General features: G+C 47.2%; 24 protein-coding genes. 12 read left to right on the top strand and 12 right to left on the bottom strand.

What is annotated here, in order from left to right; genetic code table 11:
* Positions 1-22 precede the first annotated feature (22 nt).
* Together thiP and thiQ are read left to right on the top strand one after the other, a co-directional pair.
* Positions 23-1,582, top strand: coding sequence for a thiamine/thiamine pyrophosphate ABC transporter permease ThiP (gene thiP, locus J4N39_RS12960; protein WP_252020143.1), 1,560 nt, complete (start codon positions 23-25; stop codon positions 1,580-1,582).
* Between the two features lie 13 nt (positions 1,583-1,595).
* A complete protein-coding gene (gene thiQ / locus J4N39_RS12955; RefSeq protein WP_252023750.1) occupies positions 1,596-2,312 on the top strand; it encodes a thiamine ABC transporter ATP-binding protein in 717 nt (238 codons plus the stop codon).
* 75 nt (positions 2,313-2,387) lie between these two features.
* On the opposite strand, the gene J4N39_RS12950 is transcribed toward thiQ, so the two are convergent.
* Positions 2,388-3,764, bottom strand: a complete 1,377-nt coding sequence (locus J4N39_RS12950; RefSeq protein ID WP_252020141.1) for a PhoH family protein — start codon at positions 3,762-3,764, stop codon at positions 2,388-2,390.
* Positions 3,765-4,171: 407 nt separating this feature from the next.
* On the opposite strand from J4N39_RS12950, the gene rapA reads away from it, so the two are divergent.
* The 3 genes from rapA to J4N39_RS12935 all read left to right on the top strand — a co-directional run bounded on the left by rapA (position 4,172) and on the right by J4N39_RS12935 (position 8,844).
* Positions 4,172-7,078, top strand: a complete 2,907-nt coding sequence (rapA, locus tag J4N39_RS12945) for an RNA polymerase-associated protein RapA (protein WP_252020130.1) — start codon at positions 4,172-4,174, stop codon at positions 7,076-7,078.
* Between the two features lie 71 nt (positions 7,079-7,149).
* Complete coding sequence (gene rluA, locus J4N39_RS12940) at positions 7,150-7,887, top strand: bifunctional tRNA pseudouridine(32) synthase/23S rRNA pseudouridine(746) synthase RluA (RefSeq protein WP_252020128.1); 738 nt, start codon at positions 7,150-7,152, stop codon at positions 7,885-7,887.
* Positions 7,888-7,893: 6 nt separating this feature from the next.
* The gene (locus tag J4N39_RS12935; protein WP_252020126.1) at positions 7,894-8,844 is read left to right on the top strand and encodes a D-2-hydroxyacid dehydrogenase; all 951 of its coding nucleotides are present in this window, start codon (positions 7,894-7,896) and stop codon (positions 8,842-8,844) included.
* A 52-nt stretch (positions 8,845-8,896) separates the two neighbouring features.
* Here the strand turns inward: J4N39_RS12935 and J4N39_RS12930 are convergent, their stop codons facing one another.
* The 4 genes from J4N39_RS12930 to argR all read right to left on the bottom strand — a co-directional run bounded on the left by J4N39_RS12930 (position 8,897) and on the right by argR (position 13,974).
* Positions 8,897-9,328 carry a universal stress protein gene (locus J4N39_RS12930; protein WP_252020124.1) on the bottom strand — a complete coding sequence of 144 codons (432 nt, stop codon included), beginning with the start codon at positions 9,326-9,328 and terminating at the stop codon, positions 8,897-8,899.
* Between the two features lie 59 nt (positions 9,329-9,387).
* Positions 9,388-11,961 (bottom strand): TRAP transporter permease, encoded by a 2,574-nt coding sequence (locus J4N39_RS12925; protein WP_252020122.1) that lies wholly within the window; start codon positions 11,959-11,961, stop codon positions 9,388-9,390.
* A gap of 239 nt (positions 11,962-12,200) precedes the next feature.
* The gene (locus J4N39_RS12920; RefSeq protein ID WP_252020120.1) at positions 12,201-13,169 is read right to left on the bottom strand and encodes a TAXI family TRAP transporter solute-binding subunit; all 969 of its coding nucleotides are present in this window, start codon (positions 13,167-13,169) and stop codon (positions 12,201-12,203) included.
* Between the two features lie 334 nt (positions 13,170-13,503).
* Entirely contained in the window at positions 13,504-13,974 is a 471-nt protein-coding gene (gene argR / locus J4N39_RS12915) for a transcriptional regulator ArgR (protein ID WP_252020118.1), read from the bottom strand.
* A gap of 315 nt (positions 13,975-14,289) precedes the next feature.
* Here argR and mdh point away from each other — a divergent pair, with 315 nt between their 5' ends.
* Positions 14,290-15,225 (top strand): malate dehydrogenase, encoded by a 936-nt coding sequence (mdh, locus tag J4N39_RS12910; RefSeq protein WP_252020116.1) that lies wholly within the window; start codon positions 14,290-14,292, stop codon positions 15,223-15,225.
* Positions 15,226-15,279: 54 nt separating this feature from the next.
* On the opposite strand, the gene J4N39_RS12905 is transcribed toward mdh, so the two are convergent.
* Together J4N39_RS12905 and ispB are read right to left on the bottom strand one after the other, a co-directional pair.
* Positions 15,280-16,716 carry a diguanylate cyclase gene (locus J4N39_RS12905; RefSeq protein WP_252020114.1) on the bottom strand — a complete coding sequence of 479 codons (1,437 nt, stop codon included), beginning with the start codon at positions 16,714-16,716 and terminating at the stop codon, positions 15,280-15,282.
* A 63-nt stretch (positions 16,717-16,779) separates the two neighbouring features.
* Positions 16,780-17,751 (bottom strand): octaprenyl diphosphate synthase, encoded by a 972-nt coding sequence (gene ispB, locus J4N39_RS12900; RefSeq protein ID WP_252020112.1) that lies wholly within the window; start codon positions 17,749-17,751, stop codon positions 16,780-16,782.
* A gap of 270 nt (positions 17,752-18,021) precedes the next feature.
* On the opposite strand from ispB, the gene rplU reads away from it, so the two are divergent.
* The 6 genes from rplU to folA all read left to right on the top strand — a co-directional run bounded on the left by rplU (position 18,022) and on the right by folA (position 21,851).
* On the top strand, positions 18,022-18,333 hold the full coding sequence (gene rplU / locus J4N39_RS12895) for a 50S ribosomal protein L21 (RefSeq protein WP_101113345.1): 312 nt from the start codon (positions 18,022-18,024) through the stop codon (positions 18,331-18,333).
* A gap of 21 nt (positions 18,334-18,354) precedes the next feature.
* Positions 18,355-18,612, top strand: coding sequence for a 50S ribosomal protein L27 (gene rpmA, locus J4N39_RS12890; protein WP_252020110.1), 258 nt, complete (start codon positions 18,355-18,357; stop codon positions 18,610-18,612).
* Between the two features lie 238 nt (positions 18,613-18,850).
* On the top strand, positions 18,851-20,020 hold the full coding sequence (gene cgtA / locus J4N39_RS12885) for an Obg family GTPase CgtA (protein ID WP_252020108.1): 1,170 nt from the start codon (positions 18,851-18,853) through the stop codon (positions 20,018-20,020).
* A gap of 93 nt (positions 20,021-20,113) precedes the next feature.
* The gene (locus J4N39_RS12880) at positions 20,114-20,881 is read left to right on the top strand and encodes a threonine/serine exporter family protein (RefSeq protein WP_252020097.1); all 768 of its coding nucleotides are present in this window, start codon (positions 20,114-20,116) and stop codon (positions 20,879-20,881) included.
* Positions 20,863-21,345, top strand: coding sequence for a threonine/serine exporter family protein (locus J4N39_RS12875; RefSeq protein ID WP_252020095.1), 483 nt, complete (start codon positions 20,863-20,865; stop codon positions 21,343-21,345). Before J4N39_RS12880 ends, J4N39_RS12875 begins: the two co-directional genes overlap by 19 nt.
* A 14-nt stretch (positions 21,346-21,359) precedes the next feature.
* Complete coding sequence (gene folA, locus J4N39_RS12870) at positions 21,360-21,851, top strand: type 3 dihydrofolate reductase (RefSeq protein ID WP_252020073.1); 492 nt, start codon at positions 21,360-21,362, stop codon at positions 21,849-21,851.
* A 228-nt stretch (positions 21,852-22,079) separates the two neighbouring features.
* On the opposite strand, the gene J4N39_RS12865 is transcribed toward folA, so the two are convergent.
* The 5 genes from J4N39_RS12865 to surA all read right to left on the bottom strand — a co-directional run bounded on the left by J4N39_RS12865 (position 22,080) and on the right by surA (position 26,459).
* Positions 22,080-22,901: a symmetrical bis(5'-nucleosyl)-tetraphosphatase gene (locus J4N39_RS12865; protein ID WP_252020072.1), complete on the bottom strand. Its 822-nt coding sequence runs from the start codon at positions 22,899-22,901 to the stop codon at positions 22,080-22,082.
* Positions 22,902-22,915: 14 nt separating this feature from the next.
* The gene (gene apaG / locus J4N39_RS12860; protein ID WP_252020071.1) at positions 22,916-23,296 is read right to left on the bottom strand and encodes a Co2+/Mg2+ efflux facilitator ApaG/CorD; all 381 of its coding nucleotides are present in this window, start codon (positions 23,294-23,296) and stop codon (positions 22,916-22,918) included.
* A 94-nt stretch (positions 23,297-23,390) separates the two neighbouring features.
* Positions 23,391-24,197 (bottom strand): 16S rRNA (adenine(1518)-N(6)/adenine(1519)-N(6))-dimethyltransferase RsmA, encoded by an 807-nt coding sequence (gene rsmA, locus J4N39_RS12855; RefSeq protein ID WP_252020070.1) that lies wholly within the window; start codon positions 24,195-24,197, stop codon positions 23,391-23,393.
* Positions 24,194-25,180 (bottom strand): 4-hydroxythreonine-4-phosphate dehydrogenase PdxA, encoded by a 987-nt coding sequence (gene pdxA / locus J4N39_RS12850; RefSeq protein WP_252020068.1) that lies wholly within the window; start codon positions 25,178-25,180, stop codon positions 24,194-24,196. The genes rsmA and pdxA overlap by 4 nt, the downstream gene beginning before the upstream one ends.
* Positions 25,170-26,459 (bottom strand): peptidylprolyl isomerase SurA, encoded by a 1,290-nt coding sequence (surA, locus tag J4N39_RS12845; RefSeq protein WP_252020066.1) that lies wholly within the window; start codon positions 26,457-26,459, stop codon positions 25,170-25,172. The genes pdxA and surA overlap by 11 nt, the downstream gene beginning before the upstream one ends.
* Positions 26,460-26,488: the final 29 nt, after the last annotated feature.

Here is a 26,488-nt window from a genome sequence, read left to right as displayed (position 1 = left end):
TTTTTCTTGGAAACCACGATCAGTGAACCCCATCCCTAAAGCAGGCTATTTCGTTTCTCTGCTTATCCTGCTGCTGGTGGGAGGGGCATTATCATCTCTGCTTAGCTATGCTCCGTCGCTTAATCCGATGCAGGTAGTGAGCGATCCCTATTACTGGCACGTCACCCAGTTCAGTTTTTATCAAGCCACACTTTCGATGCTACTCAGCGTTGGTTTTGCCATCCCTGTGGCGCATGCCTTATCAAGAGTGCATTTTCGAGGCAAAGGGTTACTGCTCAAGCTTTTTTCATCGACTTTAGTGTTGCCAGTGTTGGTGGGCGTGTTTGGCTTACTGGCTATCTACGGTAATAGTGGGTTGCTCAACCGATATTTTGGCTGGTCATATTCTATCTATGGTTTGAATGGAATTTTGCTGGCGCACGTGTTTTTTAATCTGCCTTATGCTTCGAGATTATTGCTGCAAGCCCTAGAAACGATTCCTGCTGAGCAACACAAGTTGGCGGCTCATCTTGGTATGAACAGTTGGCAAAAGTTTCGCTTTGTTGAGTGGCCAAGAATGCGACAGCAATTGCCACATGTTGCGGGGCTGGTGTTTATGCTCTGTTTTACCAGTTTTGCTACCGTGATGGCGCTCGGTGGAGGGCCTAAGTCCACCACGATTGAGCTCGCGATTTTCCAAGCAATTAAATATGACTTCGACCTGCAAGCCGGGGCAATGTTAGCGTTATGGCAAATGGGGCTGTGCGCTGCGATTGCGCTTGGTGTTCAAAAACTAGCAGCCCCTTTAGCTAGCAGTAGTGGTGGCACTATACGCCCAATATCTAAGCCGAGTTTTGCTCAAAGTGTTTGGAACTGGGGCTGGATAGCCGTAGCTATCTTGGTCGTCGTACCCCCGTTGGTTTCTGTGGTGTTGGCTGGTCTCAACAGTAAGGTTTTTGACGTTTTGGCTCAGCCCCGTTTTTGGCAAGCTTTTTCGACCTCATTGAGTATTGCCGTCAGTGCTAGCGTGCTCGCCTTAGTGTGCGGTTTTTTAGTGCTTCTAACCAGTCGGGCCCATCGAGTTAGAGGGAAGAACGGCTTTGCAGATAAGTTGGAGCTAAGCAGCACCATTATCTTGGTCACACCGGGGCTAGTGGTGAGCACCGGACTGTTTTTGCTGCTAAGAGAGCATGTTGATGTCAGTGAGATTGGTCACTGGGTGGTAATTATTGTCAACGCTCTAATGGCATTGCCCTACGTGATAAAAACGCTCTCTCAACCTATGTTGCATTTATTGCAACAGTACCAATACCTTGCGGCAAGTTTAGGGATTCGAGGTGTTAATCATATTCGAGTGATAGAGTGGCGTGCGCTACGAAGGCCGATCTGCCATGCTTTGGCACTTGCATTTATGTTGTCGATGGGCGATCTGAGCGCCATTGCCCTGTTTGGCAGCCAAGATCTGCAAACTTTACCGCTCTACCTATTCCAACTGCTAGGCAGCTACCAGATGGAAGCTGCAGCAGTCGTGTCACTACTGCTGTTTAGCCTTAGTATCCTAAGTTTTACCCTGATTGAACGCCTGCTAAAAGGAGACCGTTAGTTTGAAACCTTCCATGACGACGCCAAAATTGGCGCTAAATCAGGTTAAATACCGCTATCATAATGAAACTTTCGACTTTGATCTGCAGGTTAAATCCGGCAATGTGCTGGCACTGATGGGACCAAGTGGGGCAGGGAAGTCGACCTTGTTGGCATTGGTGGCGGGCTTTATTGAACCAGAGTTAGGGGAGATAACGGCCAACGGCCAGCGAGTTAACGGCCTTGCGCCTCATCAACGTCCGGTGGCTATGTTGTTTCAGGAGCATAACCTGTTTGCCCATCTGAGTATCAAAGAGAATATTGCTTTGGGTATTCACCCGGGGCTTAATCTGTCTGATAAGCAATGGTTGCAGGTGGAAACGGCGGCCAAACAAGTCGGAATTGATGCTCTACTAGAGCGTCTGCCAGAGCAGGTTTCAGGCGGTCAAAAACAGCGAGCGGCATTGGCACGATGCTTAGTGCAGCCATTTGATATCTTGTTATTGGATGAACCATTTTCAGCGCTTGACCCGGTAATCCGAGAGGAGATGCTCAATCTGGTTAAGCACCTTGCGAAAGAACAAAATTTGACGGTAGTTATGGTGACTCACCATGTAAGCGACGCCCAAGCCATCGCCAGCCACTTTGCCTATATGCAAGACGGGCAAGTGGAGGAGGTAGGGGAGATCGAAGCGCTGAGATCAAACCACACCAACCCAAACTTAGCCGCTTTCGTAAAAGCGGGAGAGTGACTACTCTCCCGCTTATTGGTTAGCTTTGCTTCCGTTAGCAAAGCGGCCGTTTACCGCTTACCGCTTACCGATATTCTACAAATTCTCCTCAGCAAACTCCGCCAATCGACTTCTAACCACCCCATTAAGGTGCACGTTTGCACTACCTTCGAAGTTTTTGAATCGCTCGACCATATACGTCAGTCCCGAAGTCACAGGGGTTAAGTAAGGCGAATCAATCTGTGCCAAGTTCCCTGAACAGACGATCTTGGTGCCTTCACCACAGCGGGTGATGATGGTTTTGATTTGAGAAGCGGTTAAGTTTTGGCACTCATCTAATAACACAAAGGCGTTTTGAATCGAGCGACCACGCATGAAGTTGATCGATTTGAATTGAATATTGGCTTTATCGCAGATGTATTTAAGTGACCCTTCAGTGCAGTGATCATTTTTATGCAAAGCTTCAAGGGTGTCGGTCACTGCTGCCAGCCAAGGCAACATTTTCTCTTCTTCGGTTCCCGGTAAGAAGCCGATCGATTCACCAATATCGGGTGTGTTGCGGGTGACAATGATCTTATCAAACATGCTGCGTTCGATCGTTTGCTCCAAGGCGGCGGCCATGGCGAGCATGGTTTTGCCGCTACCTGCAGCGCCAGTGAGGATCACCAGATCGATATCAGGGTCGAGCAGGGCATCCATCGCCATGCCTTGATACGCATTTTTAGGCCTGATATCCCACGCTTGGCGGTTCATCATGCGCTCAAAACCGACGTCTCGGATCACCGCTTTATCACCATCAAGATCTTCAACTCGTGCGGCAAAGTCGCTCTCTTCATCGATCAAATATTGGTTGATGAAAGTGGCCTCTAAGTGGTCTCGTGTAATGGTGTGGTAGGTTTTGCCCACCATGGTTTTGCTCTCGACTTTCTCAATGCCTTCCCAGAAATTGCCCGGATATTGATGAAATCCTTTGGTGAGAAATTGAACATCATCAATCAGTTGGTCAGTGCGGTAATCTTCGACAAAACGCACCCCAGCTCCCTTGGCTCGCAATCGCATGTTGATGTCTTTGGTGACCAGTACCACATCTCGCGGTGAGCGTTTGGCTTGAAGGTGAATGACGCCGTTGAGAATGCGGTTATCACCTTGTTTGTCGGCGAACGCACGTACGGTTTCCTGCAGTTCAAAATCGGCAAGAATCGAAAGAGTCCCGCTAGTCTTGCCATCTCTATTGAGAGGAATACCTTCTGAGATTTGGTCTGGTGTGGCGTCGTGAAACAGATTTTCTAAAGCGCGAATCGCCACACGAGCATCGCGCGCCACATCGCGTTTGCTGTCTTTGATTCGGTCGAGTTCTTCAAGCACGGTCATCGGGATGACCACATCGTGTTCCTGGAAGGAGTAAATTGCGAAAGGTTCGTGCAGCAGAATGTTTGTATCAAGTACAAACAGTTTTCGGTCGGTATCGCCCATAAGCGTCTCCTTTTCCACAGTGCGTGGATGCTTAGCCAAGCAACGTTCGCTAGCAGAGGTCGAGTTTAGGCAAGATGACCTGACGGCTCACTAAACAGCGACATACAGCAAACCCGTTTAGATACCAAGTCCCTGCAATCTCTATGCCGATCGACAGAGGACTTAGGGTAAGTATAAGAAATTTCTACGCTCTTCAATCTAGTTTTTTCACATCATGTTTACACTTTTATGGCAATTGGGAGTTGGGTAAAAAAAAGCGTCATTTTGCTGGCTTTGGGCGTGACCTAAATCACGTCATCAAGTAAGATTAGCGCCCCTTTTTTGCGGCAGCAGAGTGCCCTTTTTTTGATATCTCATATAATTAATTCTGCGCCGTGTTTACTTTGCTTTACGAGGAACTCAATCACATGACATTTGCTATTGGTCAACGCTGGATTAGTGATACAGAGAGCGACTTAGGTTTGGGTACAGTAGTCGCGTTAGACGCTCGTACCGTGACGCTAATGTTCGCTGCATCAGAAGAGAATCGAGTTTATGCACGGTCTGATGCTCCTGTCACTCGCGTGATCTTTAATGTCGGTGATGTGATTGATGCGCAAGAAGGTTGGTCACTAAAGGTCACAGAGGTGATTGAAGCAGATGGCCTGTTTACTTACGACGGTGTGCGTCAAGATACCCAAGAAGCCACCCAACTGCGTGAGATTTTCCTTTCTAATCAGATTCGCTTTAACAAGCCTCAGGATAAGCTCTATGCAGGTCAAATCGATCGTATGGATAACTTCGTGCTGCGCTACCGAGCTTTGCAAAACCAGTATCAGCAGCATAAGAGCCCAATGCGTGGCCTTTGTGGTATGCGTGCAGGCCTTATTCCGCACCAGCTTTATATCGCTCATGAAGTGGGTCGCCGTCATGCGCCACGTGTGTTGCTAGCGGATGAGGTTGGTCTAGGTAAAACCATCGAAGCAGGCATGATCATCCACCAGCAAGTGCTGTCAGGCCGTGCTGAACGTATTTTGATTTTGGTGCCTGAAACTCTGCAACATCAGTGGCTGGTAGAAATGATGCGTCGTTTCAACCTGCACTTCTCTATTTTTGATGAAGAGCGTTGTGTTGAAGCATTTGCAGAATCTGACAACCCATTTGATACCCAGCAATATGTATTGTGTTCGCTAGATTTTCTGCGCAAGAGCCGTAAACGCTTTGAACAGGCGCTGGAAGGTGAATGGGATCTTCTGGTTGTGGATGAAGCGCACCATCTTGAATGGAGTCAAGAAAAACCAAGTCGCCAATACCAAGTGGTCGAAGGCTTGGCGGAAAACACCCCGGGTGTGTTGCTGTTGACGGCTACCCCAGAGCAATTGGGCCACGAGAGTCACTTCGCTCGCCTGCGCCTGCTGGACCCAGACCGTTTCTACGATTACGAAGCGTTTGTAAAAGAAGAACAGCAATACGCTCCAGTCGCTGACGCCGTGACCACCTTGTTTGCTGGTGAAACCTTGTCAGTTGATGCCAAAAACCAGATCACTGAGCTATTGGCTGAGCAAGATGTTGAGCCATTATTTCGCATTATCGAAGGCGATGTAGAAGAAGAGCAAAAAGCCGCAGCACGCCAAGAACTGATTGATAATTTGATGGATCGCCACGGCACAGGCCGTGTGTTGTTCCGTAATACACGTGCCGCAATCAAAGGCTTCCCAGAACGTAATGTTCATTTGATGCCAATGGAGATCCCAAGCCAATACACCACAGCAATGCGTGTGGCTGGTATGCTCGGCGGTAAGATGAGCGCTGAAGCTCGCGCCATGAAAATGCTCTACCCTGAAGAGATCTTCCAAGAGTTTGAAGGCGATAGTGCTAGCTGGTGGCAGTTTGACTCTCGTGTGAACTGGCTGCTTGAAAAGCTTAAAGAGAAACGCAGCGAGAAAGTTCTAGTGATTGCCTCTCGTGCCAACACTGCACTTCAGCTAGAACAAGCACTACGTGAGCGTGAAGGTATTCGTGCGACAGTTTTCCATGAAGGCATGTCGATCCTTGAACGTGATAAGGCATCTGCTTATTTTGCTCAAGAAGAGGGCGGTGCTCAGGTACTGATCTGTTCTGAGATCGGTTCTGAAGGTCGTAACTTCCAGTTTGCAAATCAGCTAGTGATGTTTGACCTACCATTTAACCCAGATTTGCTCGAGCAGCGTATTGGTCGTCTTGATCGTATCGGTCAGGAACGTGATATCGATGTTTACGTGCCATACCTAGAGAACACTTCGCAAGCGATCCTTGCTCGTTGGTTTGATGAAGGTCTTAATGCGTTCCGTGAAACCTGCCCAACAGGTCGTGCGGTGTACGATGATCATATTGACGCATTGGTAGAGATGCTTGCTTCTGGTGAAACGGACAACCTGCAAGAAGTGATTGATTCATCAATCGCAATGAACGCTGAGCTCAAAGCTAAGATGGAGCAGGGACGTGACCGCTTGCTTGAGATGCATTCTAACGGTGGTGATAAAGCGCATCAGATCGTGGAAAAGATTGCATCAACTGATGGTGATACCAACCTAGTGACTTTTGCCTTAAGTCTGTTTGACACCATCGGTCTTAATCAAGATGATAAAGGTGAGAATGCGCTAGTCGTGACGCCATCTGAGCACATGATGGTGCCAAGCTACCCTGGCCTGCCATATGAAGGTGCAACCATTACTTTTGACCGTGAGACCGCACTATCTCGTGAAGATATGCACTTTATGAGCTGGGAACACCCGATGATCCAAGGCGGCATCGACTTGCTGCTATCGGAAGGTGTGGGTACTTGTGCCGTTTCTCTATTGAAGAATAAAGCACTGCCAGTGGGTACTATGCTGCTTGAGTTGGTGTACCTTGTAGATGCACAAGCGCCAAAACGCAGCGGTCTGTCGCGCTTCTTACCTAAGACACCTATTCGTATGATGCTGGATGGCAAAGGTAATGATCTCTCTTCACAAGTAGAGTTTGATAGCTTCAATCGTCAGCTCAGCCCTGTGAACCGCCATATGGCAAGTAAGTTGGTGAACTCGGTACAAGCGCAAATTCACGACTTGATCGTATCAGGCGATAAGCATATTGAAGCACACCTAGAAAAGGCCCGTGCTCAAGCAATGCAGGAGATGAACAGCAGCCTCAATGGCGAGCTTGAACGTCTTCAGGCGTTGAAAGCGGTGAATCCGAATATCCGTGACCAAGAGTTGCAAGCGATTGAAGAGCAAATTAGTGAGCTAACGGGTTATATTAACCAAGCACAAATCCAGCTCGATTCATTGCGTTTGATTGTGGTGAGCCACAACTAATTTGTTGATTTAAAATGATAAGGGACGGCATTGCCGTCCCTTTGTTTTCATCGCTAGCTAAGAGAAGCTTCATGTCTGTTTTGCAGTATCACCCACCGACTGACCCATGGCTTGATATCAGTTATCAAGACGATGCGATCATGGTCATTAATAAACCTTCAGGTCTGCTTTCTGTGCCGGGGCGAGCACCAGAACATCACGACAGCGTATGGAGCCGAGTCAAAGCGGAATATCCAGAGGCTGAGGTAGTGCATCGTTTGGATATGTCTACATCTGGCCTGATGTTAATTGCTAAAACTAAGCAGGCCGAGCGTTCACTAAAAAAGCAGTTTCAATACCGCTTAACCCACAAAGTGTATTACGCACGGGTTTGGGGGCGAGTGGAACAAGACAGTGGCGAGATTGACTTACCACTGATTTGTGATTGGCCAAATCGTCCATTGCAGAAGGTGTGCTATGAACATGGTAAGACGGCGCAAACCCGTTATGAGGTGATAGAACGTGAAGCGAACACCACGCTTGTGCGCTTGTTACCGATCACTGGGCGTTCCCATCAATTGCGAGTGCACATGTTAGCGATAGGGCACCCTATCATTGGGGATGGTTTTTATGCGCATTCTGAAGCGAAAGCACTATCACCTCGTCTTCAGCTTCATGCGGCAGAGCTTACCTTTTATCACCCTAGCACCGAGCAATTAGAAGATCAGTTTGTGGCTTGTGACTTCTATCAACAAGCCGCACCTGTCGCCTTGCAAGTTTACTCTCCACAGCCAACACTACCGGACTATAAGTCATTACCACCTTGTTGAATTGCCATGAAGATAGTGTTTTTGGATCGCGAGACGATCCCCGCTCATATTGAGATCCCATCCCCCAGCTTTGAGCATCAGTGGGTTGAGTATGCGTCTACGCCTGCAGAGCTCGTCGTCGAGCGAATTGCTGATGCAGATATCGTTGTGAGCAACAAAGTGCGCTTAGATGCTAGTAATCTCGCTTTGGCCAAGCAGTTACAGTTCATCGCCGTCGCAGCGACGGGAACGAACAATGTGGATCTTGAAGCATGTCGAGAGTTTGGGATTGCCGTTTCTAATGTTCAAGGCTATGCCACTCAATCGGTACCAGAGCACGTCTTAGCGATGATGTTTGCACTTAAGCGCAATCTTAAAGGCTACCAACAAGACATAGAAAATGGGGTGTGGCAGCAGCAAAATCAGTTTTGCTTCTTTACTCATGGCATTGGCGATATTGCCGGTTCTACACTAGGCATTATTGGTTCAGGTGCGTTAGGCCAAGCGGTCGCTGCACTGGGTAAAGCGCTGGGCATGCAGGTTCTTTTCGCTGAGAGAAAAGGTACAGTGAAAGCTCGTGAAGGCTACTGCCTATTTGACGAGGTGCTGCAAAAAGCGGACGTATTAACACTGCACTGCCCGCTTAGTGACGAAACTGAGCACCTGATAAGTCATTCCGAGTTGGCGGCAATGAAAAGCAGTGCCGTGCTGATCAATACAGGTCGAGGTGGCTTAGTTGATGAAGTAGCGCTGGTTGAAGCATTAAAGGGTCAGTCAATCGCTGGGGCTGGGGTGGATGTATTTACCCAAGAGCCTGCACCTTCAAACAATGTATTGGTGGCAAACAGTCAGTTGCCTAATCTTCTGCTTACACCGCATGTTGCTTGGGGCTCCGACAGCGCAATTAGCTCGCTATGCCAGATCTTAATTGAGAACATTAATTGCTTTGAGCAAGGTCGATCGCAAAATCTTGTCTAGGGGCTAATGGATAACAAAACGCAGCGTTTGACGCTGCGTTTTTGTATTGGATTTATGGCTTCACCACCATGACGTTGATACGGGAGTTATTGACCACTTTCTCGGCCACTGAACCTAGCATCACTTTATCGATTTTTGAGCGTTTGTGGCTTGGCATCACAATTAGGTCTGCGGAGAGCTTTTGTCCGTAATCTAGAATCGTGGCATAAGGTTTGCCTTCAGCAACATAACACTGTGTTTTCACGTCAGCAGGAACGTGACTAACACGAAACTGCTCTAATTGATCTACCACATCTTGCTTCATTTTCTGCGCAGCATCACGTGGGAAATAGGTCGCTACCATCGACATATGGATACCCGGTAATACATTGAGTAAGTGCAGCTTTGCGCCAGACTGCTTGGCTTGCCATACGGCCATCTCTACCGCTTTATCAGCAAAGCCTTTTTCGTTGAGATCCACTGGGACCAAAATATTTTTATACATATCGACACTCTCAAAACTAACAAGGTGTGCAAAAAATTGCACACCTTGAGGTTAGCGGATTACGCTGTGATCGTCTCAGCTCTAGCTCGACGTTTTTGATTTGCAGCCATTAAAAGTACGATTAAGAAGGCAGGTAGGAAAACCCACTCTTTCATCGGACGGTCTGCATCGAGTACCACAGCTTGGATCTTCCAATCAAAGTCGATACCTGCAGCTTCTGCTGGGCTACCAAATTCAACCATATCGACCACCATCTCGCTTTCCACCATATTGAGCATTAGACCCATGGACTTAACACGTTCCTCACCAGTAATGGCTCGCTCTTCAAATGGTAGGCGCACGGTTTTCTCTTGGTACTCACCTTCTAAGTTTTCACCACCGACACGAAGTTCAAGTTGATGACCATTCGGAAGGTTCTCTGCGATTTCAACGATCTCCAGACCCGAGTAGTAATCTTTCGCTGGGTACAGCATGTCCCACCAGAACCCAGGACGGAAGAAACTGAAGGTAAGCACTAGCAGTAGCACCGTTTCCCACCATTTATTGCGTGTAAACCACCAGCCTTGGGTAGCTGCTGAGAACAGCAACATGGCAATGATCGATGAGATCACGGTGAGTGCTAAGTGCCACCAAGTGTCGATGCCCATCATCAATAGTTGAGTATTGAAAATGAACATGAATGGCAATATTGCGGTACGGATATCGTAGGTAAAGCCTTGAATACCAGTACGAATCGGGTCCGATTTTGCAATTGCCGCTGCGGCAAATGCCGCCAGACCGACTGGAGGGGTATCGTCAGCCAAGATGCCAAAATAGAACACGAATAAGTGCACGGCAATCAGTGGGATAATAAGGCCATGTGCCGCCCCTAAGGTCACGATAACCGGTGCCATTAGAGTTGAAACCACGATGTAGTTGGCGGTGGTTGGCAAGCCCATACCCAAAATCAGGCTGATCACTGCGGTAAAGAGCAACATTAGGATCACGCTGCCACCAGAGATGAACTCGACAAAGTCAGTCATCACCAAACCGATGCCTGTCAGCGTCACGACACCGACCACGGTACCTGCAGCGGCGGTTGCCACACCGATGCCGATCATGTTGCGCGCACCACCAACCAGAGCTTCACTCAGGTCGATAAAGCCAGCTTTCACTTGCGTGGCAACATCATTTTGCTTGCGGAAAATCGACATCAAAGGGCGCTGTGTGATCAAAATGAAGATCATAAACACGGTTGCCCAGAATGCGGATAGACCCGGAGAGAAACGCTCTACGGTCAAACACCAAACCAGTACTACGATCGGTAGTAGGAAATGCAGGCCAGATTTAATGGTTGGTCCAGGATCTGGAACTTCGTCCAGCTCAACCTCTAAGTTCTGCTCACTGTAGTGGCGAGCTGAGATAGAGATAAGGCCAATATAAGTAAGTAACAGAGCCACAGTCACAATTGGTGTTGCTGCTGCACCAAATACGTCTTTGGTCCAGCCGATACCGTAGTAGACCACCGCACTAATCACACACAGGCCTAAAATGGTGCCTGTAAATGACAGCAAGCTTTGAACCAGAGTAGGGTTGTGACGACGTGGCAGGCCGGTCATGCCCGCTTTACAGGCTTCTAGGTGCACTATGTATAGCAGAGCGATGTACGAAATCAGCGCTGGCAGTAGCGCAGCTTTGATTACTTCGACGTAAGAAATACCGACATACTCTACCATCAAGAAAGCCGCAGCCCCCATGATTGGTGGAGTGAGCTGACCATTGGTGGATGCCGCAACCTCAACCGCACCTGCTTTGGTGCCCGGGAAGCCAACACGCTTCATCAGAGGAATGGTAAAGGTACCCGTAGTTACTACGTTGGCAATCGATGAGCCAGAAACCAGTCCAGATAGACCAGATGCCACAACGGCTGCTTTTGCAGGGCCACCTTTCATATGACCAAGCAGCGAGAAAGCAACACGAATAAAGTAAGCACCTGCGCCCGCACGTTCAAGCATGGCACCAAACAGAACGAACAAGAAGACAAATGAGGTCGACACCCCAAGTGCAACACCAAATACCCCTTCAGTGGTCAGCCATAAGTGAGACATCGCTTTGTTAAGGCTTGCACCTTTGTGGGCAATGACATCTGGCATGTAAGGACCGCCAAAGGTGTACAACAAGAAGACAGCAGCAACCACCATTAGCGGTGGACCCAGAGCACGACGGGTAGCTTCTAGTAGCAATACCATACCGCATACTGCAGCCACGATATCAAAGCTGGTTGGTGCGCCAGAGCGGTCGGCAAGTTGGGTATAAAAAATATAGATATACGCCGCAGAGAAGCTACCAAGGCCTGCTAAAACCCAATCGATGAGAGGCACACGATCACGAGGTGAACCTTTTAAAGCGGGGTAGGCAGTAAATGCGAGAAAGATTGCGAACATCAAGTGGATAGAACGCGCCTCAGTGTCGTTTAATACACCGAAGTTAAAGATAAACGGCAGTGGTGAAGCATACCAAAGCTGAAACAGAGACCAGCAAAGTGGCACAAACCATAGCACTCTCCCGGGTAGGCCCTGTGGGTTTCGAGCACCAGTGTCGGCTTGGGCAACCATGTCCTGCACGTCTTGCGACGGTGTCGATGCTTGCGTCATATACATCATCCTTTTTTACAACGAGTTTATCGATTGGGACTTCCAATCAAGCAGCTATCACAACAGTGTAGCTTGAAAAATGAGCACTCTTTAGACAGATCAATTTGGATCTCAACATTGATCGCAAAGGCTCAGTCCACAACTCCTCTATGGAGGTGCGTAAGTATTTATTTATATTTAGGAATATCAGTAGGGGCTGTTGCCCCTACTGATTTTTAGAAAGGTGTCGCTACTACTTATTACTTAAGTAGGCCAACTTCTTTGTAGTATTTCGCAGCCCCTGGGTGAAGTGGGATAGATAGGCCAGCTTGAACCATATCTTCTTTCTTCAGGTTAGCGAATGCTGGGTGCAGACGTTTGAAAGTATTGAAGTTTTCAAACACAGCTTTAGCAACGTTGTAAGCGACTTCATCAGAAATGTCAGTCGTTGTTACCATAGTTGCCGCTACACCAAAGCTCTTCACGTTGGCATCAGTACCGCGGTAAGTGCCTGCTGGTAGGTCACTGTATGCGTAGTAAGGGTTACCAGAAACGATTTCATCAATTTGAGGCCCCGTTACAGGAACCAGTTTCGCATCACAAGAAGTGGTTGCTTCTTTGATTGATCCATTTGGATGGCCCACAACGTATACAAATGCGTCGATCTTGTTGTCACAAAGTGCTTGTGAACGCTCAGAGCCTTTAAGCTCAGAGGCTAGCTTGAAGTCTTCTACTTTCCAGCCCAGTGCGTCCATAACAACACCCATGGTTGCACGGTCACCAGAACCTGGGTTACCAATGTTTACACGCTTACCTTTCAGATCTTCAACACCGTTGATGCCTGCATCTGCACGAGCAATCACGTTGAATGGTTCGGTGTGTAGAGAGAACATTGCACGCAGTTTCTTGTAAGGACCCTGCTCAGAGAATTTGCTAGTACCGTTGTAACCATGGTACTGCCAGTCAGACTGAACGATACCGAAGTCTAGTTCACCTGCACGGATGGTGTTTACGTTGTAAATCGAACCACCTGTAGACTCTACCGAACAGCGAATGTTGTGTTCTTTGCGACCTTTGTTGACCAACTTACAGATCGCACCACCCGTTGGGTAGTAAACGCCAGTTACAGAGCCTGTACCAATAGTTACGAACTCTTGAGCCTGCACGCTGCCTGCGCCCATAACGGCTGCTGCGATAGCTGTGATTTTAACAAGGTTTTTAAATGCCATGAATTTCCCTTCCTTATTTTCATTATCCGCCCGTTAGCTCTATTTTAGAGGCTAATGGGGTTTCCTGCGTGGAAACGGCAACTTTATTTACTGATTATGTAAAAAAGTGGCTGAATAATAGCAAAAAATGGGTGGAAAATTACAAGCCTGTTAACTAATTTGGTGCAATATTCTATCGGGTAAAGTAAGTGATTTTGGGAAGTTATGAGGGTAAGTGATTAATTTTTATGACTTTTGGTTGTGGGTGGGCCGGATATGAAATTTGCCCTAAATGTGAGTATGGTCACGAATAATGCATTTATATTCGTGACCAATATGAAAGTAAATTTACCATTTACCCATTGTATTCAAACAATTCACAGACTGACTCAAACAAAGCCTTAGTAGTAACTTGCATTGTTGGAGTGATGAAAATCGTGTCATCACCTGCAACCACGCCTAGAATACCTTCAGATTTTCCGAGTGAATCGAGCAATCTTGCGATCAGTTGCGCCGCACCAGGGCCAGTATGAATCACGACCAAGGCATCATTGTAGTCAACATCCAGCACCAGTTCGCGTAGAGAGCTCGATGCGGTTGGAACCCCGAGTTCTGCTGGCAAGCAGTACACCATTTCCATCTTGGCGTTACGCGTACGAACTGCACCAAACTTGGTGAGCATACGGGATACTTTTGACTGGTTAATGTTATCGAAACCTTCCAGTTTCAATGCATCGACGATTTCGCCTTGAGAACCGAATCGCTCTTCTTTTAGTAAAGATTTAAACGCTCGAACCAAATTATCTTGTTTATCGTTGTTTCGCATAGGGACTCTGTGCCGCTAACCAAAAATTCGCACTATTTTTGCATAAAAACCCACCTTGCTCAAAACAGTGAAATCAAAAACTGTCGCTCAGCGCAGCTATTTGTAAATTTGTGATCTGCCTAACCCCTTGTCTTTTCATGGTTTTATGAGCATTATCAGCCAATTGCATGTGGCACGGACTATATGAGTTGCGCAAGGTCGCAAAGCTGACGTTAATCAATTGTAATAAGATGTTAGTTACTATAGGTTTTTATATAACAATAACATCACTCTATACGTGAAATTAAAGCCTGAATATTCCCAAGGAGAACAACAATGAAAGTTGCCGTTATTGGTGCCGCTGGTGGCATTGGACAAGCATTAGCTCTACTTCTGAAAAACCGTCTCCCAGCAGGGTCTGACCTTGCTTTGTATGATATCGCTCCGGTAACCCCGGGCGTTGCGAAAGATCTAAGCCACATCCCGACACCAGTAAGCATTGAAGGCTTCGCTGGTGAAGACCCAACACCAGCTCTTGAAGGCGCTGACGTTGTTCTTATCTCTGCAGGTGTTGCCCGTAAGCCTGGCATGGACCGTGCGGACCTGTTTAATGTCAATGCAGGCATCGTTAAGTCACTGGCAGAAAAAATTGCTGTGGTTTGTCCTAAAGCGTTGGTAGGTATCATTACAAACCCAGTGAACACAACAGTGCCAATTGCTGCAGAAGTTCTGAAAAAAGCGGGTGTTTACGATAAACGCCGTCTATTTGGTGTTACCACGCTGGATGTTATTCGTTCCGAGACATTTGTTGCAGAGCTAAAAGACAAAGATCCAGGCGACATCCGTGTTCCTGTTATCGGTGGCCACTCAGGGGTGACAATTCTTCCGCTACTTTCTCAAGTAGAAGGTGTTGAGTTCACCGATGAAGAGATCGACGCTCTGACTCACCGTATCCAGAATGCTGGTACTGAAGTCGTAGAAGCGAAAGCAGGTGGCGGTAGCGCAACACTATCAATGGGCCAAGCGGCTTGTCGCTTTGGTCTAGCTTTGGTGAAAGCTCTGAATGGCGAAGAGAATGTGATTGAGTGTGCATACGTTGAAGGTGAAGGCGAACATGCTCGTTTCTTTGCACAACCTGTGAAACTAGGTAAAGAAGGTGCGGAAGCTATCTTGAGTTACGGTGAGCTAAGTGATTACGAAAAAGCAGCGCTTGATGGCATGCTTGAAACACTGAATGGCGACATCGTTAAAGGTGAAGAGTTTGCCAAGTAAGCTCTGAGTATCTTTGCTTAAATAGAATCAAGGGCTGGCATTGACCAGCCCTTTTTACGTTTCAAGAAGCTCACTTGCTACTTTGCTTTGATTGCGTCCATTTTGTTTGGCGTGATAGAGTGATTTGTCTGCCCGAGCTATCCAATTCTCACTGGACTCATTTTTATCGAGTTGAGCTATACCTGCACTAAACGTCACCGCATGACCGTGAGGAGGTGTTAGCTTGGCTAGGGATTTATGCAGCTTTTCACTGAGGATCTTAGCCCCTTGCTCTTTGGTACCATTACACAAAATTAAAAACTCTTCCCCACCATATCTAAATAGACTGTCTGAGGTACGAATACTCTCATTCAGGCTGCCTGCAAACCACTTCAGCACCTCATCACCGATATCATGACCATATTGGTCGTTGATCGATTTGAAGTGGTCAAGATCAATTAAGATCACGCTAAATCCTTGGGTCTGTTTTAGGGCAAGATGTTGCGGATCTGAAAGCTCAGCTTTAAGCGCATGACGGTTATAACAGTGAGTAAGTGGATCGTGATAGGCCAACTTGTCGATTGGGCTAGAGAGACGGCGAGATAACCACAAGCTAAGTAAAACAAACAGTAAACTCAGGCAAGCAACGACTAACAGGACTTGATTACGTGATGAAACTATTACTGAGAAAAGCTCTTGCTTGGGGACTTGAGCGATGACATACCATTCGAGGCTTGGGACATACGCTGCCGCCACGATCATCTCTCCCACCTCGACATAGCTAAAGTCTTGCTTCACAAACAGTGAACTGGTGTCTATACCCTGATGTAAGTCTGAAATCGTTGTACCTGAGTTGACGGCGACCTTAGGATGAACTTTGACGTCACCATTAACATCGGTAATAAAGACAAAGCCAGACTCTTTGAACTGGAACTCGGCGAGATATTCGATGACGTCTTCAAAGGCAAAGCCAACTCCTCCAAGGGTGCGGCCATCGATGTTTTGATGATTAACAAAAACATGCACAGTTCCGTCTTCTTCTATATAGATGCTAGAACTCTCTTCTTGATCACTTTCCACCAAACGGTAAAACCAGCCATCTCTTTCATCATCTTGAAGCACACGCAGGAATCCATCTTGGTTCCAATATTTTTTGGTCTCTCTATCGGCGAATGCGACGATGGGAATGTCGTAGTGATCTGCTAGTCGCTTCAAGTAATTGGTCAAGATGGGCTCTTGCTCAATAGGTGCACCATTCTCTAGCCACTCTTCGAGAAAGGTATCGAGCGCAAGAGCGGTCGTAAGGCCTTTGGCAAATAGCACATCTCTATCTAGCGCATTGCGAACTTGAAGTACCCGGTAAGGGAGTTCGGACTGTTTGATATGGTTACTGATAAGATGGCTGGTACCCCAATAGAGAAATAGCCCGACAAGTATCGAAGCCATTAAGATGGTAGGGATAAGGGTAAAGAGCACTCTGCGCTTTACAGAGTGACTGGTTTTGCTATTCATTTCATGAGTCTAGCAAGTTCACATAAATCAGGGAGCTTGCTAGATCATGTTTTATAACATCCGCTACTTTTGACGCTCGACGGCCAATTTAGCCAGTGCTATTAGTGCTTGCTTGTAGTCAGACTCTGGCAAAATGGACAGCTCAGCGATGGCTTTGTCGGCTTCTTGATGGGCGAGGCGAGTGGTGTACTCAAGAGCGCCAGTTTGATCCATTGCGGCTAGGATCTCTTCAAGACGCTCCATACCGTTGGATTTTTCAATCGCTTCACGGATCATCGCAGTTTGATCTTCACTGCCGTGCTTCATCGCATAAAGTAGAGGCAAGGTTGGTTTACCTTCGGCAAGATCGTCACCAACGTTTTTACCCATCTCTTTGCCATCGGCGGTGTAATCCATCACATCGTCAATCAACTGGAATGCAGTGCCAAGGTATTTACCGTAGTTTTGCAGCGCCAACTCCACCTCAGGGCTAGAGTCGGTCAAGATAGCACCAATCTGTGTTGCTGCTTCAAATAGGCGAGCCGTTTTGGAGTAAATGACCTGCATATAGCTTTCTTCGGTGGTGTCAGGGTCATTGCAATTCATCAACTGCTGAACTTCACCTTCTGCTATTACGTTTACCGCATCGCTCATTAGTCCAAGGATCTTCAAAGATCCTAAGCTGGTCATCATCTGAAATGAGCGAGTGTAGATAAAGTCACCAACCAATACGCTGGCGGCATTACCAAATGCAGCATTGGCGGTCGCTTTACCGCGGCGCATGTCTGATTCATCGACAACGTCATCATGCAGTAAAGTTGCAGTATGGATGAACTCAATAAATGCAGCGGCGGTGGTATGAGCTTCACCTTGATAACCCAGAGCACGGGCAGAAAGAACCGCCAGTAGAGGGCGTAATCTTTTGCCGCCTCCACTCACGATATAGAATCCTAATTGGTTGATTAAACTTACGTCAGAGTTTAACTGCGCGAGAATTGTTTCGTTCACTTTTGCCATGTCATCGGCAGTGAGCGCTTGGATAGCTTTAAAATCCATTAATACTTCCGGCTGAGGTTAGAACCTGCAAGGCTTATGATTTTAGTAATTGCGCAATATTACACTAAAATTCGTTGCGAATTACATCTTTCAAAGGCATGATTAGCGCACTTTTCATTGGCGATTAGCTTTTCGCCATTTTTTTTAAATTATGGCTTGTCATGGGGACATCTCTTCTGTAGAATCTGCGCCCTATTGATGATTAGTTTAGCGCACACCCAAAACGCTCACACAATGAGCTGAGGCTGTGCGGAAAAAGCGGAGTAAAATATGTACGCTGTTTTCCAATCTGGTGGTAAACAACACCGTGTAAGCGAAGGTCAAACTCTTCGTTTAGAAAAATTAGACGTTGAAACAGGCGCAACTGTTGAATTCGACAAAGTTCTTCTTGTAGCTAACGGCGAAGAAATCGCTGTTGGTGCTCCTCTAGTAGAGGGCGGCAAGGTAACTGCTGAAGTGGTTAAGCACGGTCGTGGCGATAAAGTTAAAATCGTTAAGTTCCGTCGTCGTAAGCACTCTCGTAAGCAACAAGGTCACCGTCAGTGGTTCACGGAAGTGAAAATCACTGGTATCAACGCTTAATCTTATTAGGAGAGCTTAACAATGGCACACAAAAAAGCTGGTGGTTCTACTCGTAACGGCCGCGATTCAGAAAGTAAACGTCTTGGTGTAAAGCGCTTTGGCGGTGAATCTGTACTAGCAGGTAACATCATCGTTCGTCAACGTGGTACTAAGTTCCACGCTGGTAACAACGTTGGTATCGGTAAAGACCACACTCTATTCGCTCTATCTGACGGTAAAGTGAAGTTCGAAGTTAAAGGTCCTAAGAACCGTAAGTTCGTAAGCATCGACGCTGAGTAATCTTAGCTTCCACGCTGAATTCAAAAGCCCTGCCGATTCGGCAGGGTTTTTTATTTATGCAGGGACAAAAGTTATAAAGCTTGCTTTGTTCTCGACAGTAGAATGATTGTCAGGCCTGATAGCTTTTATTCCTGAGTGCAGTTCGATGGATCTTAGGTGATCGATCCGTATTCAGATCTGCTAGAATTGAAATCACTTTATAAAAGTGGTTTCGCACGCAATACAAGCGGAGTTAGAAATGAAATTCGTTGATGAAGCGGTAGTAAAAGTCCAGGCAGGCGACGGCGGTAACGGCGTTGTTAGCTTTTGGCGTGAGAAGTTTGTCGCTAAAGGTGGCCCTGATGGTGGTGATGGTGGTGACGGTGGTGATGTATATATTCAAGCCGACGAAAACCTTAACACCCTAATTGATTACCGTTTCCAGCGCTTCTATGAAGCAGAGCGCGGTGAGAATGGCCGTGGTGGTAACTGTACTGGTAAACGTGGTAAAGACAAAGTGATGCGTGTGCCAGTAGGTACGCGTGCGGTGGACATCCATACCAATGAAATCGTTGCAGAAGTTGCCGAGCACGGCAAGAAAGTGATGGTTGCAAAGGGTGGTTGGCATGGCCTAGGTAACACCCGTTTTAAATCGTCGGTCAACCGTGCGCCTCGTCAGAAGACCATGGGTACTAAAGGCGAAGTTCGTGAGATCCGACTAGAACTGCTGCTACTTGCTGATGTCGGTATGCTGGGTCTGCCAAATGCGGGTAAATCAACCTTTATCCGTGCGGTATCAGCAGCCAAGCCAAAAGTGGCGGATTATCCGTTCACGACTTTGATCCCAAGCCTTGGTGTTGTCAGTGTTGTTCCTGAGAAGAGCTTTGTAGTTGCAGATATTCCAGGTCTTATCGAAGGTGCAGCAGATGGTGCTGGCCTTGGTATTCGATTCTTGAAGCACCTTGAGCGTTGTCGTGTTCTGCTACACATGATTGATATCATGCCAGTGGATCAATCTGATCCTATCCAGAACGCATTAACGATCATTGATGAGCTAGAGCAGTACAGCGAGAAACTGGCTGACAAACCACGCTGGTTAGTCTTCAACAAAGTTGATCTAATGCCTGAAGAGGAAGCGAAAGCTAAGATTCAAGAGATCTTGGATGCGCTTGGCTGGGAAGGTGACTACTTTGAAATTTCTGCAATCAACCGTAACGGTACTAAAGAGTTGTGCTTCAAGTTGGCAGACTTTATGGAAAATCTACCACGAGAAGTGGAAGAGCAGAGCGAAGAAGAGAAAGTTGAGTTTATGTGGGACGATTACCACAAAGACGCAATCGCTGGTAAAGATGTTATTACCGAAGATGACGACTGGGATGATTGGGATGACGAAGAAGATGACGGCCACGTTATCTACGTTCGTGACTAACAATTAACCAATCTAAAATTGATAAAAATGCCGCATTCTAATGCGGCATTTTTGTTATAGTACCCACCTAATATTTGTGGATACCCTCACACTATGGATAGTAATCAACGGGCGATCTCCCGCCTTATTGCTCAATCTGGGCAAATGCTTTTGGCGCATGGCGCTGAAAGTACGCTTGTTGGCGATATCATGCGCCGAATTGGTCTAGCTTCTGGTTTGGATGAAGTTGAAGTTTCTCTCTCTGCGAATGCATTGGTGATCACAACGCTAATGGACGATCATTGTGTGACGACGGCTCGCCGCTGCACTGATAAAGGCATCAATATGCGAGTGATCACTCAGGTTCAACGCATTTGTATCATGATGGAGAAAGGGGTGCTAGATCCAGATTTGGCACAAAAGAAGCTCAACCAAATCAATCCTGAGCGATACAATCGTTGGCTAGTGGTGCTAATGATTGGACTATCTTGCGCTTCATTTAGTCATCTTGCTGGCGGAGATTGGTCAATATTTGCCATGACTTTCGTCGCCTCTGCAATAGGCATGATAGTTCGCCAAGAACTTGGTCATCGTCACTTTAACCCTCTGCTCAACTTTTCCGTGACAGCGTTTGTGACCACGCTTATCTCAGCCCAAGCCATGATATTCAATATCGGTAATGATCCTTTTGTCGCTATGGCTTCGTCGGTATTAATGCTGGTGCCAGGCTTCCCATTGATCAACTCTGTGGCCGATGCACTCAAGGGATACATTAACATCGGTATTGCTCGCTTTGTCATGGCCAGCCTTTTAACCCTTTCTACTTGCTTAGGAATTATGGGGGCTATGAGCCTGCTAGGTGTATGGGGGTGGGTAGGATGATCGCTTTAGTATTGGCGTTAATAGAAGATATGCTATTTGCCGCTATCCCTGCCGTTGGTTTTGCCTTGGTGTTTAACGTGCCTAGCAAAGCACTCAAATATTGCGCACTAGGTGGTGCGATTGGGCATGGCAGTCGCTTTCTGATGATGGAAATGGGGATGCCAATTGAATGGGCAACTTTTGTCGCTGCCACTATCGTTGGCATGATTGGTGTTCATTGGTCTCATCGCTTCTTAGCGCATCCTAAAGTGTTTACGGTGGCAGCGCTCATTCCTATGGTGCCGGGAGTATTTGCTTTTAAAGCCATGATTGCATTGGTAGAAATCAATCATGTGGGCTTTACACCAGAGCTACTTGAGGTGTTGGTTTCTAACTTCTTAAAGGCAATGTTCATCATTGCAGGTCTAGCGATTGGATTGGCTGTACCGGGTTTGTTATTCTACCGCCGCAAACCAATAGTGTAACAATGAGAACTAGAATGAAGATTAGCATGATTGCCGCTATGGCAGATAATCGAGTGATTGGTAAAGATAATCAGATGCCATGGCACCTTCCAGCCGACTTCGGTTGGTTTAAGCGCTGCACTATGGGCAAACCCGTTGTGATGGGACGTAAAACTTACGACTCGATTGGCCGCCCATTGCCAGGGCGTCAAAACATTGTGATCAGCCGCGACCCAGAGTTGTCGATCAAAGGTGTTGAGACCACAACTAGCTTGGAAAGTGCGTTTAAGCTGGCGGGCGATGTGGAAGAGGTCATGGTGATCGGTGGTGGCTCTATTTATGCAGAGTGCTTGCCGCAAGCCAATAGTCTATATCTGACTTTTATTGATGCTCAAATTGAAGGTGATACTCAGTTCCCTGATTGGGGAGAGGGCTGGCAGAAGACTCATAGCGAGACATATCAAGCAGATGAGAAGAATGCGTTTGATATGGAGTTTGTAATTTTGGAAAAAACAAAGACGGTTTAAGGGTTTACGGACGCTGCGCTAAGGGTTAAAGGGCTCTGGACGTGGAGGACGAAACTCAAATGAGTTGTTTGGGCTTTGCTGTAGCAACTCTTTGCGGCATGGATGCCGCAATGAAGCCCACACGGACGCGTTTACGGCGTCTTGCGTAAGTAAAGCCCGAACAACGACAGCGCCTAACTAACGTTTTTCTTGTTCCCAAGCATGGGAACAAGCGAGCTCGATAAAAAACTACTCAATTCCAATACCTTCCAAAGACGCCTGTGTAAACACCTGCTTGTCTTCCCAACGGATCATCGTTAGATCGCCACCCCACACGCAGCCAGTATCAAGGCCAATGACTTGATCATCTTGATGCCCCATCAGTGCCGCCCAGTGACCAAACAGGACTTTTTTCTTCAATGGTTTGCGGTTTTCATGCTCAAACCAAGGCACAAGATTTTGTTCTTTAGCACCTTCAGGCCCTAGTTTACACAGCATGTCGAGGCGCATATCTGGGTGTACAAAGCGCATACGAGTGAAAGCATTGATGATATAGCGGTAACGCTCAATCCCTTCTAGCTCCTTGCTCCACAGGTCAGGGGCGTTGTCGTACATATTTTCTAGCAGCCATACCCAATCATTGCTTTGCAGTACAGCTTCGACTTCTCTCGCTCGGCGAATAGCCTTTTTGAGCTTCCATTGTGGGGAAATACCCGCATGGCACATTACAAACTCTTTATGCTCAGCCAGAAGGGGTTGATGTCGTAACCAATGCATCAGCTCATCACAATCGGGAGCGGATAAGATAGGAGCAGTTTTATCGCGCTCTTTCAGCTTCTTAATGCCTTGGTAGGTGGCTAAAAGATGCAGGTCATGGTTACCAAGAACGACTTTAGCACTGTCGCCTAATGATTTAACAAAGCGAAGGGTTTCTAGCGATTTAGGGCCACGGGCTACTAAGTCACCCGCCAGCCATAGAGTGTCTTCTTGAGAAGAAAATTGGACTTGTTCTAACAGCAGCTTGAGTTCATCAAAGCAGCCTTGGATATCTCCGACAATATACGTTGCCACAGGGTTCTCTTAAATTAGTTGATGATATTGGGCATCGCTAAACGAAACGGCTCGACCTCGGTCTTGAAGGTTTCACCATTTTCACACTGCATGGTGTAGTAGCCCTGCATGACGCCAAGTGGGGTTTCGATCGCAGTACCACTGGCGTAGGTATATTCTTCACCAGCAGGAATATGCGGCTGTTCACCGACCACACCCTCACCTTCAACGGTGAGCTGCTTATTGTTGGCATCAGTAATGAGCCAGTGACGGGTGAGCAACTGCACGGGTTGGCGACTTAAGTTTTTAATTGTGATGATATAAGCAAACACATAACGCTGCTTGTCTGGATCCGATTGTTCAGCCACATACTTAGTATGTACCTGACATTTAATACAAGGTTGAATGTCATCCATATACGGTACTCCCTTAAACCTTTAAACCCAAGTTTAGTTTGGCTCAAAAAAAACAGACAGACCATTTCTGATCTGTCTGATTTAAAAGATTGGCTTAGGCGTGATTGGCGTCTAACCAGTTGGCCATAGCAACAAACTGCTCAAGCGTCAGGTTCTCTGGACGCATTGATGGGTTGATGCCAAGCTCTTCAAGAATCTCAGTGTTTAGCAGGCTCTTGTAGCAGTTACGCACGGTCTTGCGACGTTGATTAAAGCCCTCACGACACACACGGTCTAGCCATTTTAGGCTGGTTGCTGGGTGTGGTAGCTCTTCGTATGGCACCAGACGTACTACTGCAGAATCTACCTTCGGTGGCGGAACGAAAGCGGTCGGTGGCACTTCTAGCACAGGCACGACTTTACAGTAGTACTGAGCCATCACTGTTAGGCGGCCATACGCTTTACTACCCGGTGCCGCTGCTAAGCGGTTAACCACTTCTTTTTGTAGCATAAAGTGCATGTCTGCAACGTCTTTATGGAACTCAAACAAGTGGAACATTAGAGGTGTTGAGATGTTGTACGGCAGGTTACCGAAGATACGCAGCTTATTGTTTGGTTTCACCAGTTGAGTGAAATCAAAACGCATCGCATCACCTTCGTGGATAGTCAGTTTATCCGCAAGGTCTGGGTGGTTACGCAGGCGCTCTGCAAGATCTCGGTCAAGCTCGATAACGGTGAACTTATCAGTAAGCGCACCTACTGGCTCAGTGATTGCACCAAGGCCCGGACCGATCTCAACAAGGTTTTGACCTGGCTGAGGGTTAATCGAAGATACGATCCCATCGATGATGTATGGGTCATTCAGAAAGTTCTGACCAAAACGTTTACGCGCTTTGTGTCCTAAGTGGACATCATTTCTCATTGCTTATTCTCTACTAAATCGATCGCATAAGTCAGTGCGGTTTGGAAGCTCCCTGTATCCGCGAGGCCTTTCCCGGCCAAGTCTAGCGCTGTCCCGTGGTCTACCGAAGTGCGAATAAATGGTAGCCCGAGGGTGATATTTACTGAGCGGCCAAAGCCTTTGTATTTTAGTACAGGTAACACCTGATCGTGATACATACCCAGTACAGCGTCCGCCTGCTGTAAGTATTTCTCGTTAAAAATGGTGTCCGCAGGAAGCGGACCCACCACATCAATTCCCTGAGCTTGCAGCTTTTCTAGGGTTGGTGTGATGGTTTCAATTTCTTCTCGACCAAGGCAGCCATCTTCACCTGCGTGTGGATTAAGACCACAAACGAAGATCTTTGGATTTGGCTTGGCGAATTTGGTGATCAAATCTTGATGTAAGATGTGCACGATCTTTTCTAAGCGTTCTTCAGTAACCGCTTTAGATACGTAAGCCAATGGAATATGCGTTGTTACCAGTGCAACACGCAGACCTTCGGTGGCTAACATCATCACGACCAGCGGGGTATTGGACTTCTCGGCAAAGAATTCCGTATGGCCGCTAAAGGCAACGCCCGCTCGATTTATCACCCCTTTGTGCACAGGGCCGGTGACAATAGCATCAAATTCACCTTCCATACAGCCCAAAGCGGCTCTTTCTAGTGTTTTTAGTACGTAGTGACCGTTGGCTTCATCAAGAACGCCTGCTGTTACTGGAGCATCTACTGGAATATGGTCGACCACCAAAGAGCCTTTGGCTTGAGCCGTTGGGGCGCTATCTGATTGATAGTCAATCAGTTCAACCTCGATGTTGAGTACTTTGGCGCGTTCGGCTAATACATTTTTGTCGGCACTTACGATGATTTGATGCGCCCAATCTTGTTGAGACAACGCAAGAGCTAAATCTGGGCCGATACCCGCAGGTTCGCCAGCCGTAACTACAATGCGCTTAATTGTCATCGTTTTCTCCTAGGATCTCAATGTAAGCACCTGCTTTGATCTCTTGCATCCAAGCACCAACTTCTTCGTTGAACTTACGGTTAAACAAGATGCGGTAAGCTTTATTTTTCATGGCAGAATCGGTACGGTCTACTTGACGACGATCCATCACTTCGACAATGTGCCAGCCGTGAACGGTTTCAAATGGTTCGCTGATCTGGCCAATAGGCAGTGTCTCAACTTGGTGTTTAAACTCAGGAACGTAAAGGTCTGGTGTTTGATAGCCAAGCTCACCATTATTTGCTGCAGATCCTGGGTCGGCACTGTATTGTTGCGCCAACTCAGCAAAGCTTCGCTCACCTGCGTTAATTTGGCGAATAAACTCGTTAAGCTCTTTCTTTGCTCCATCATCACTTAAGATAACCGAGGTTTTGATCAGAATATGGCGAGCATTCACTTCGGTGACCGATACGGTTTCTAAACCTTTTACATCGTCAATTTTCAAGATATGGAAGCCGATACCACTGCGGAATGGGCCAATAATGCTGCCTTTGCCTTGGGTCGTTATTTGATCGGCAAAGATAGTTGGCATCTCTTCTTTACGTTGCCAGCCCCAATCACCGCCTTGCAGCGCTTTTGGTCCTTTTGAGTAACTAAACGCTAAGGTCGAGAAATCTTCTCCGGCGCTTAGACGTTTAACCAGCTCTTTCGCTTGTGCTTCGACTTCTTGCTTGGTTTGCTCATCGTTGAAACGAAGCTGAATGTGGCTGATATCATATTGAACCGTTGCATTAGTTTCTTTGGCTAAGATATCAGCCAGGTTATCTACTTCAGCAGGTAAGATATTGATGCGACGACGCACTTGAGCATTTCGCGCTTCTGATGCGGCAATCTCATTGCGCACTTGCTCACGAAACTCAGCAAAGCTTAGGCCTTCCGCTTCTACCGATTCACGTAGTTGCTGCTCAGTCATTTGCTTTGAGTTGGCGATCTCTTGCAGGGCAATATCGAGACGGTTGTCATCAATACGAACCCCCATCTGCTCGGCTTGTTGCGCTTGAATGGTATCAAGGATGAGCTTATCGAGCACCTGTTCGTGTAACACCTCTTGCTCTGGAAGGGCTTGATTGCTCACTTTTGCGTTGGCTTGGATGGTTTTCAAGGCACCGTCTAGTTCACTTTGCAAGATCACGCCATCATTCACCACAGCGATCACTTTGTCGAGCTGCACGGGTTGAGCATAAGCCATAGAGCTCGCAGAGAGTGCGACGGCTGCAAGGGTTTGTTTCCACATCTTCATTTAATTTGTTTCCAATTCTGCAATGTTTG

The sequence above is a fragment of the Vibrio sp. SCSIO 43136 genome (genome assembly GCF_023716565.1).
GTDB lineage: Bacteria > Pseudomonadota > Gammaproteobacteria > Enterobacterales > Vibrionaceae > Vibrio.
This window is presented reverse-complemented; position numbering and strand designations above follow the sequence as displayed.